Source organism: Saccharothrix coeruleofusca, from assembly GCF_014648515.1.
Classification (GTDB): Bacteria; Actinomycetota; Actinomycetes; order Mycobacteriales; family Pseudonocardiaceae; genus Actinosynnema; species Actinosynnema coeruleofuscum.
The window spans coordinates 54,186-62,635 of record NZ_BMRG01000022.1 but is presented as its reverse complement, the minus strand read 5'-3'; the positions used below and the strand labels follow the sequence as shown (position 1 = coordinate 62,635).

Here is an 8,450-nt window from a genome sequence, read left to right as displayed (position 1 = left end):
GCCCCGGCACCTGTCGTGGCTGGCCGCGCAGGGCGTGCTGGGCACGGTGCACCCGTGGATCGCCATCGTGGCCGCCGACCTGGACCAGCGGGTGCGGTGGCGGCACCTGGCGCCCCGGCGCGGCGCGGGCAGGCTGCTGTGGCTGTGCGAGCAGATGGCCACCCGCGCCCACGCCAAGGAGCTGGTGCCGCGGATGTGGCGGTCGGCGGTGGAGCGCGGCGTGCGCTCGCCGGACTGGCCGCCGGGCAGGCCGCCCGCAGGCTGTCTGCTCGACCACGCCGGGTACACCGCGCTGCTGCGCGAACGCGTTTCCGCCGCGGTGCTGGCCGTGCGGCCGGACGAGGCATCGGTGACCGGCACGGTGGCCGCCGCGGCGGTGGCGTGGCGGGGCCGGGCGCACGGACCCGCCACGCCCACGAAGGCGACCACCGCGCTGCCCTACCCGTCTTCGCAGGACCAGGGCGACGCGGACACCGGCGTCGCGGTGTTCACCCGTCGCGGCGACTACCGGGGCAGCGGTTGGCTGTCGGTCTACGACGCGCTGGCCGAGCCGGAGCAGGAAGAGCTCCCGTCCGTCCCTCGGGTCCGCCGTGGTCTGGGCCGCGTCGCCCGATGATTTCTTTTGGTCAACACTGAAGTCATAGAGGAGGCCGAACAGGGGCGCGGGCCGCTGCCTCCGGCCGTAGGGCGCCGCGCGCGGGCAGGCAGTGGAAGGCCAGCAGAGCCGCGACGAGCGTGACCGCGCCCGCGGTGACGGCGGTGGCCGTCATGGCGTCGACGAAGGCGTGCCGCGCGGTGAGCAGGTGCGCCGCCCGTGCCCGCTCGGGCAGGTGGGCGGCCACGGCCCAGGCGTCCAGGACGCTCCCCTGCCCCAGTCGCGCACCGGACACGGTGGCCAGGATCGAGCCCTGCACCGCCACGCCGAGGGTGGCGCCGATCTGGCGGGTGGCGTCGTTGACGGCCGAGCCCAGACCGACGCGATGGCCGGGCACGGCGCTCATCACCGCCTCGGTGCCCGCCGTGACGGCCAGCCCCGCCCCGATCCCGCCGATCACCTGGAACAGCAGCAGGTGCGGGTAACCGGACTCGACGCCGGCGGTGGCCAGGTGGGCGAACGCGGCGCTGATCACCAGCAGCCCGGTCACCACGGGAACCCGCTCGCCCCAGCGGGCCAGCAGCGGCAGCGCGGCGGCCGCGCCGGCCCCGAGCGCCACCGCCATGGGGACCGTGCGCACCCCCGCCTCCCATGGGGTGCGGCCCAGCACCCCCTGCAGGTACAAGGTCATCACGAACAGCGCGCCGAACACGGCGAAGGAGGCCAGCACCAGCACCACCGCGCTGATCCCGACGCGGGGCTTGCGCAGCAGGCGCAGCGGCAGCAGCGGCGTCGGGGCGCGGAACTGCCGGACGAGGAACGCGGCCAGCAGGCCACCGCCCACGAGGAACGCGGTCACCGCGGACGCGCTGGTCCAGCCCCGGCCGGGGCTCTCGATGACCGCCCAGACCAGCGCCAGCAGCGCCGCGGCGCACAGCACCGCGCCGGGCAGGTCCGGCCGCCGGGTCCGGCAGGAGCGGGACTCCGGCACCACCAGCAGCGCCAGCGCGATGGCGGCGGCGGCCAGCGGGACGGTGGCCCAGAAGCCCGCGCGCCAGGACGACAGGCCCACCAGCCAACCGCCGATCACCGGGCCGGTCATGCCGCCGAGTCCCGCGATGACCGCCCACAGCGCGAGCGCCCGGCGGCGCTGGGTGGCGCCGGCGAACAGCGTGGTGATGATCGACAGGGTGGCGGGCATCAGCAGCGCCGCGCCCGCGCCCATGCCGCCGCGGGCGGCGATGGCCTGCCAGGGCTGCTGGGCGAGCGCGCCCAGCGCGGCGGCCGTGCCGCACACCGCCAGGCCCGCCACGAAGCAGCGCCGCCTGCCGAAGTGGTCGGTGACCGCCCCCGCGGCCAGCACGGTGCCGCCCAGCACCAGGGCATAGGCGTCGACGATCCACTGGACCTCGGCCATGGTCGGCGACAGGTCGCGGTGCAGGTCGAGGACCGCCACGTTGAGCACGGTCAGGTCGACGCCGAGCAGGAACACCCCCAGGCACACCACCACCGTGGCCGCCCACGGCCGGACCGGGCTGGGTGCGGGCCGGGGCTGCGGTCGGCTCATGGGGTGGCGGCTCCTGCGGGCGGGTCGGCGGATCGCGATCACACTAACCAGCAGCCCACTCGGCGCATGCGGGCGACTACGAAGAGCACCCAATTGAGTGGCCGTCGCGTGGCGCGGAAGTCCGCCCTAGCCGAGGTCGGCGATGAACTCCCGGAGCAGGCGGAGCAGCGGGGCGAGCAGGTCGAGCAGCACTTCCCGAACCGGGGGCACGAGGATGGCCAGCGCCACCACCAGCGCCACGTACGGCGCGACGCCGCCCCCACGCCTCGACGCCATGTCCACCCCCGGATGCGCCGCGTTCGACCGCCGCCCGCGACCTGCCCCACCAGGATGCCCGATCCGCCCGCTCAGCCGTAGGCGCGCAACGCCTCCTCGTAGTACCGGCGCAGGAGCGGGTCGGCGACCCTGCCGTTGTCGTGCAGCGCCCCGAACCTCGACCGGTACCGCTCGAACCACGTCCTGCGGCCACGCAGGAACAGGATGTCGTGCACGGCCATCCAGCGCAGCGCGTACATCGGCAACGGCGAGCGGGACACCGGGAAGTCGCGGTTGCGGACCGCGGGCTCCGGGCACGTCGGGTGGAACTGGCCGATCATCAGCCCCTCGGCGACCAGCTCCTCCTTCAGCGCCGGGTAGCTCTGGTCGATCACCTCCCACCGCCGGTCGGGGATCGCCGGGAACGCCACGACCTGGGAGGTGGTCACCGGTCCGCGAGCGGACGGGGGCAGCGGGAACCGGGCGGTGAACCGCTCCACCTCCTCGCGCACCACGCGGCCCAACTCCTCGCCGGAGTCACCGTCCACGTCGTAGCGCAGGGCCAGGAACAGCTCGCGCCGCAGCCTCGAGGCCCGGACGAACGGGCACACGTCGCCGGAGCGGCCCAGGTCCGGGTGCGGAGCGCTGATGAAGTCGTCGAGCCAGTCGAGCACCTGCCGGATGTCCCGGTCGACCGTGGCGGGCAGCACCGGTCGCCGCTCCACCATGACCACCGACCAGGACGGCCACGGCAGCTCCGTCCTCCGCAGTTCTGCTGTGCGCACGTCATCCCCCCAAAGTTCTTCGACTGCTCTCACCGGAACAGGTCTCGCGCGGCGGGCAGCGACTCCGCCGCGAGCACGACGGCGAAAACCGCCATCGCGAGCCCGCAGCAGAGCACGGTGAGCCGGTAGGCGCGCGGGGCCAGCAGCCTCCTGCCACCGCCGACCAGGCCCGCCAGGGCGGCCTTGCTCCCCACCAGCAACAGGTAGAAGCCCAGCACGAAGGCGATCGCGCGGGAGGGCTCCTCGCGCCACGAGGTCAGCACGATCGGCGCTCCCACGGTCGCCCAGAACAACCAGGGGTGCGGGCTGAGCAGGTTCACCACCGCCGCCTGCCGGAAGACGCCGCTGACCTCCCGCTCCCCCGCCGCCACCGGCTCGGCGGTGCGCGAGGACAGGACCGTGCGCACCCCGATGAGCCCCACCAGGCAGGCGCCGACCAGCCCGATGGCGCCGAGCACGCCCTCGGGCAGGGCGCCCAGCGCGGTGATCGCCAGCACGACGATGACCACGTCGGTGAGCAGCGGCGCGACCGCGACCCGCCACCCCGCCGTGAACCCGCCCTTCGCCGAGGCGAGGACGACCAGGGTCAGCAGCGGGCCAGGGCTGATCCCCGCGCTGAACCCGATGACCACCCCCAGCACGAGCCCATCGGCCATGTTTCCCCCTTACGACGGCCCCCACCGCCGGTACGCGGGTCGTACGGCGCGAATCCGCGCGCGACACCGGTCCAAGGCGCCCTCGGCGCGGTGCGCGCCGCCCTCCGTTCGCCCACGCTCCAGGGTAGGCAGGGCTTAATGGCCGATGGAGGGAATCGGCCTTTGGACGCACTTATTCACCCGAACGGCTTACCCTGAGCTGTTATCTGAGATCGTGCGATCAGGGGCGCGGGCGGACCCGCGTCCAACTCCTGCCACGCTCCTTGCGCGGGGTCAGCGCGGCCGAGCAGCGCGGGCACAACCACAGCGACCGCTCACCGGTCTGCGCCAGCCACACCGCGTCCGCCCACGGCACGTGCGGGAACCGGGCCAACTCGCTGCGGCTGAGCGCCAGCCCGCACAGCGTCTGGTTCGTGCCGCGGGTCCAGGCGTGCACGTCCCCGGCGGGTTGGCGGACACCGTCCTCGTCGACCCACCGGCTGGACGCGGCGACCGCCGCATCGGGTGCCATGGCCGCCGGGTACCCGACGGGGCGACCGGCCGAACCCCGGCGTGATAAACGTAAACGCCAATCTTCCCGCTGCTGCGCCGGTGGCGTCGCCGGACCCGCGGGCGACGCCACCGCGGCGTTTCAGCTCTCGCGGCTCTGGTCGACCGGAACCGCTCGGAGGACTTCCTCGAAGGAGCCGTAGAGCTTCTCCGGGATGGAGTGCAGCGCGTGCACGGTGTCCTCGTCGGAGTTGTTGCGCGACGCGTGGTCGACCAGCTGCCCCTTCTCCGCCGGGTACCGGACGTCCCGCAAGCCGGTCCGCAGCCGGTCCACCGTCGTCGTGTCGCTCATCGGCACCGTCCTCCGCCGTGTCGGTTTCACCTTCCCCCACCGGCTACCCCGCGCGACCGCCTGCCCAACCGATGCGCGCGCCACACCCGGAACCGCTCCCAGCGGCCGGGCGTCGAACCGGCATGGGGACCGGGGGCTGGTGGGTCGTGCTGGAGGAGAACCAGGGCGCGGGCGAGCGGGAGTGGACGCTGTCGCACTCCCAGGCGGTGGGCGAGCGCGAGTCGGCCCGCGCCGAGGCGCTGCGCCTGGCCCGCGAGCACGTCCCGGCCCACCCGTGGTTCCTGCGCGCCCGGCAGGTGCTGCGCATCTCGCCGGACGCCTACCTGGTGATCGCGACCGGCCGCACGTCCACCTTCCACTTCCGGGTGCTGGTCGCCGAACTGGTGGAGTGACCCTCAGCGCGCCAGGTCGGCCAGCAGCCCGGCGGCCTCGGCCGGGCGGACCAGGAACCCGACGTGGCTGCTGTCCAGCGACCGCACGTCGAACGGGTTGTCCGGGGTGAGCGCGTCGGCCTCCGCGATGAAGCGGTCCTGCAGGGCGAGCGGCATCGAGGTGTCCCCGGTGAGCCGGACGTAGGTGCGGGGCACGCGGCCCCAGGTGTCGGCGCGGGCGCGGTCGTGCGCGGTGCCCGCGTCCATGCTCTCGTCGGGTTCGAGGGTGTTGAGGTAGGCCAGGAACTCCCGCTCGGTGCCGTCGGCGAGCATGGCGGTCTTCAGCGCGGCGAGGAGTTCGGGGTCCGCGGTGCGCCAGTTCATCCGCAGCGCGCCCAGCTCGGCGGGATCGCCCACCAGCACGCCCGCGGTGGCGGCGAGCGCGCTCGACGCGTACTCCGGTTCCGCCATGTACTCGCCGGGAGTGAGGTCGACGCAGCACCAGGCGGAGATGTAGACGAGCCGGTGCAGCAGGTCCGGGACCGCGTTGCCCACGCCGGTCAGGGCGAGCCCGCCGCGGCTGTGCCCGACCAGGATCACCGGCCCGTGCTCGGCGGCCCGGCGCACCACGCCGATCACGTGCTCGACCGCGTCGGCGAGCCGGACACCCGCGAGCGCGGACGGCGCGGTGGCCAGCGCGGCCGGGTCCTGCGGCGCCTGGTAGGCAGCGGGGAAATCCGCTTCGAAGCCGTGTCCCGGCAGGTCCACCGCGAGCGCGCGGTGCCCCAGCAGGGTCAGCTCGCGCTGCAGCGGGGCCCAGCTGAACGAGTTGCCGTTGGAGCCGTGGACCAGGACGAAGATCGGGTTCACGGCGCACATCATGCCATCGGGTGATCATGCAACCGCAGGTGAGGGCGCGCAGCGGCGTCCGCCCGGCGGCCGCCGGGCGGCGTCCAGAGCCACCGCGACCAGCGCGGTCAGCGCGGCCTCACGCCGACCGCTACGAGCGCTCCTGCTCCTGCTCGACCTGCCGGTTCCACTCGGCCTTGGAGGACTGCCAGCCGTCCTCGTCCGCGCCGAGCCGCCAGTAGCCGGAGATCGACATGCGCTCCCGCGCCACCCCGCGCTCCAAGCGCAGGTGCCCGCGCAGCTGCTTGACCATGTGCGCCTCGCCGTGCACGAACACCTGGACATCACCCTCGGGGAACGCCAGCTCGCGCACGGCCGCCACCACCGCCTGTCCCAGCGGACGCCCCGCGCGGTGCAGCCAGACCAGGTCCACCGCGCCGGGCGAGACCACGGCCTGCTCCTCCTCCGGCCCCTCGACCTCGATGAACACCTTGGCTGGTGCGCCATCGGGCAGCGCCTCCAGCGCCGCCGCGATGGCGGGCAGGGCGCTCTCGTCACCGGCCATCAGGTGCCAGTCGGCGGTCGGGTCGGGCGCGTAGCCGCCACCGGGGCCCGCGAAGCGCAGCACGTCGCCGGGTTGCGCCTTGGCCGCCCAGGGACCTGCGACGCCCTTGTCGCCGTGCACCACGAAGTCGATCCACAGCTCGCGCGCTTCGGCGTCCCAGCGCCGCACGGTGTAGGTGCGGGTGCGCGGCCACTGCTCTCGCGGCATCGACGCGCGGATCTCGCCGATGTCGAACGGCTCCGGGTAGACCACGTCCTCCAGCGGGAACAGCAGCTTGACGTAGCTGTCGGTGAACGGGCCGACGGCGAACTCGGCCAGCCCCTCACCACCGAGCACCACCCTGGTCATGTGGGGGGTGATCCGCTCGGTGCGCACGACGTGCCCGCTCTTGGTACGGGGCCGCTCGGCCATGGTGCTCCTCGGTGACTCATGCCTTGCCTGACGAGTCCACGCTACGGGAGTCGCCCGCGCGGAAACCGCCTTCCGGGGGAAGTCGCCTAGTGGGTCAGCTTGAGACCGATGACGCAGCCGACGATGCCCGCCAGCAGCAGCACCCGGACGGCGGAGATCGGTTCCTGCCCCGACCACATGGCGTAGCAGGCGGTCAGCACGGCGCCGATGCCGACCCAGACCGCGTACGCCGTGCCCAGGGGCAGGCCGCGCATGGCGTAGGCGAGTCCGGCCATGCTCGCGGTGAGCGCCACCGCGAAGACGACGGTCGGAGCGAGGCGGGTGAAGCCCTGCGTGCGGTCCAGAGCGGCGGCCCACACGGCTTCGAGGACGCCGGAGATGATGAGGACGAGCCAGTGCACGGTTGTCCCCCAGTACGCCGTCTTGTCGCTGGCCGGGTACGGCGCCGCTCGTCCGGGAGTCCGGGGCGGACTCGCTCCCAGGGTGTCACACCGGGTGCGGGGTCGCGTCGTGGGAGCCCGCGCTCAGCCGAGGGCGCGGGCCGGTCAGGAGGCGAGGCAGAGCCGGTCGCGTCCGGTTCGCTTGGCTCGCAGCAGCGCCTGGTCCGCGACCAGGATCAGCTGGTCGACCTCGGTGCCGTGGTCGGGGCTCAGCGCCGCGCCCATGGACGCGGTGAGCCCGGTGATCTCCACTTGGCCGGTGACGGTGGGCACCGCGACGACCAGCGCCCGCAGGCGGTCCAGGATGCGCGCGGCTATGTCGCGCACGTCGCCCGCGGTGGCGCCGGGCAGCAGCACGACCAGCTCGTCGCCGCCGAAGCGGCCCACCAGGTCGCCGCGCCGCAGCTCGCCGCGCAGCACCGCGGCGGCCGCGCGCAGCACCTGGTCGCCCGCCACGTGGCCGTGCTCGTTGTTGACCTGCCGGAAGTGGTCCAGGTCCAGCACCAGCATGGCCACCGGCCTGCCGTGCTGGCGGGCCCGCGCCAGCTCCGCGCCCGCCATCCGGCTCCAGTAGGTGGCCTCCATCAAACCGGTCTTGCCGTCGGTCTGCGCGGCGCGCTGCAATTGGGGCATGAGCAGGCCTTGGTGCAGGGCGAGCACCGTGACCATCAGGACGGCCACCAGCCAGGGCGCGAACACCAGCAGCGCGGCCAGCCCGACGCCCAGGCCGAGCGCGGCGGCCACCACCAGCTGGTCGGCCAGGTCGCCCACGGCCCGGCTGGCCGGGGCGGTCGGGTTGGACAGCACGATCGCGCCCACCACGAGCGCGAAGTTCACCAGCCACCACACGGCGGCGGCCGCCACCAGCGCCAGTGCGCCCAGCGGCCCCTCCGGGATGCCGGGGCGGACGACCAGGCCGGTCGCGTCGAGCACAGCGGCGGACGCACCGGAGGCCAGCACGAAGGTGGCGGCCGAGAAAACCTTGCGGAACACCATCGTGTGGCCGTAGACGCGCAGCCAGCAGTACAGGTAGCTGATAACGGTCAGCGCCATCACCAGCGGCAGGGGCAGCACGATGACCGACGCGAAGACCCACAACGACTTCAGGTTGACAT

Annotated in this window: 11 protein-coding genes, 1 pseudogene and 1 riboswitch; of the genes and pseudogenes, 2 read left to right on the top strand and 10 right to left on the bottom strand. The window is 73.9% G+C overall.

The window, feature by feature from the left end; all coding sequences use genetic code 11:
• Positions 1-616: pseudogene (locus IEZ00_RS37445) on the top strand (DEAD/DEAH box helicase); the annotation flags it as partial.
• Positions 617-638: 22 nt separating this feature from the next.
• On the opposite strand, the gene IEZ00_RS32350 reads toward IEZ00_RS37445, so the two are convergent.
• From IEZ00_RS32350 to IEZ00_RS32325, 6 genes are all read right to left on the bottom strand, one after another.
• The gene (locus IEZ00_RS32350) at positions 639-2,162 is read right to left on the bottom strand and encodes an MFS transporter (RefSeq protein WP_229796317.1); all 1,524 of its coding nucleotides are present in this window, start codon (positions 2,160-2,162) and stop codon (positions 639-641) included.
• A gap of 126 nt (positions 2,163-2,288) precedes the next feature.
• Positions 2,289-2,438, bottom strand: a complete 150-nt coding sequence (locus IEZ00_RS32345; RefSeq protein ID WP_189227177.1) for a hypothetical protein — start codon at positions 2,436-2,438, stop codon at positions 2,289-2,291.
• A gap of 71 nt (positions 2,439-2,509) precedes the next feature.
• Complete coding sequence (locus tag IEZ00_RS32340) at positions 2,510-3,202, bottom strand: DUF6875 domain-containing protein (RefSeq protein ID WP_189227176.1); 693 nt, start codon at positions 3,200-3,202, stop codon at positions 2,510-2,512.
• Positions 3,203-3,231: 29 nt separating this feature from the next.
• Positions 3,232-3,858: a LysE family translocator gene (locus IEZ00_RS32335; RefSeq protein WP_189227175.1), complete on the bottom strand. Its 627-nt coding sequence runs from the start codon at positions 3,856-3,858 to the stop codon at positions 3,232-3,234.
• Between the two features lie 220 nt (positions 3,859-4,078).
• A complete protein-coding gene (locus IEZ00_RS32330) occupies positions 4,079-4,369 on the bottom strand; it encodes a hypothetical protein (protein WP_189227174.1) in 291 nt (96 codons plus the stop codon).
• A gap of 120 nt (positions 4,370-4,489) precedes the next feature.
• Positions 4,490-4,699, bottom strand: a complete 210-nt coding sequence (locus IEZ00_RS32325; RefSeq protein WP_189227173.1) for a DUF2795 domain-containing protein — start codon at positions 4,697-4,699, stop codon at positions 4,490-4,492.
• 122 nt (positions 4,700-4,821) lie between these two features.
• On the opposite strand from IEZ00_RS32325, the gene IEZ00_RS32320 reads away from it, so the two are divergent.
• Positions 4,822-5,091: a hypothetical protein gene (locus IEZ00_RS32320; RefSeq protein WP_189227172.1), complete on the top strand. Its 270-nt coding sequence runs from the start codon at positions 4,822-4,824 to the stop codon at positions 5,089-5,091.
• 3 nt (positions 5,092-5,094) lie between these two features.
• Here IEZ00_RS32320 and IEZ00_RS32315 read toward each other — a convergent pair whose 3' ends face one another.
• From IEZ00_RS32315 to IEZ00_RS32300, 4 genes are all read right to left on the bottom strand, one after another.
• Positions 5,095-5,940 (bottom strand): alpha/beta hydrolase, encoded by an 846-nt coding sequence (locus IEZ00_RS32315; RefSeq protein WP_189227171.1) that lies wholly within the window; start codon positions 5,938-5,940, stop codon positions 5,095-5,097.
• 130 nt (positions 5,941-6,070) lie between these two features.
• Complete coding sequence (locus tag IEZ00_RS32310; RefSeq protein WP_189227170.1) at positions 6,071-6,895, bottom strand: siderophore-interacting protein; 825 nt, start codon at positions 6,893-6,895, stop codon at positions 6,071-6,073.
• Between the two features lie 86 nt (positions 6,896-6,981).
• Positions 6,982-7,296, bottom strand: coding sequence for a DMT family transporter (locus tag IEZ00_RS32305; protein WP_189227169.1), 315 nt, complete (start codon positions 7,294-7,296; stop codon positions 6,982-6,984).
• A gap of 11 nt (positions 7,297-7,307) precedes the next feature.
• Positions 7,308-7,372: riboswitch (guanidine-III (ykkC-III) riboswitch) on the bottom strand.
• 68 nt (positions 7,373-7,440) lie between these two features.
• The coding region (locus IEZ00_RS32300) for a GGDEF domain-containing protein (RefSeq protein ID WP_229796316.1) at positions 7,441-8,450 on the bottom strand (1,010 nt) is incomplete at its 5' end.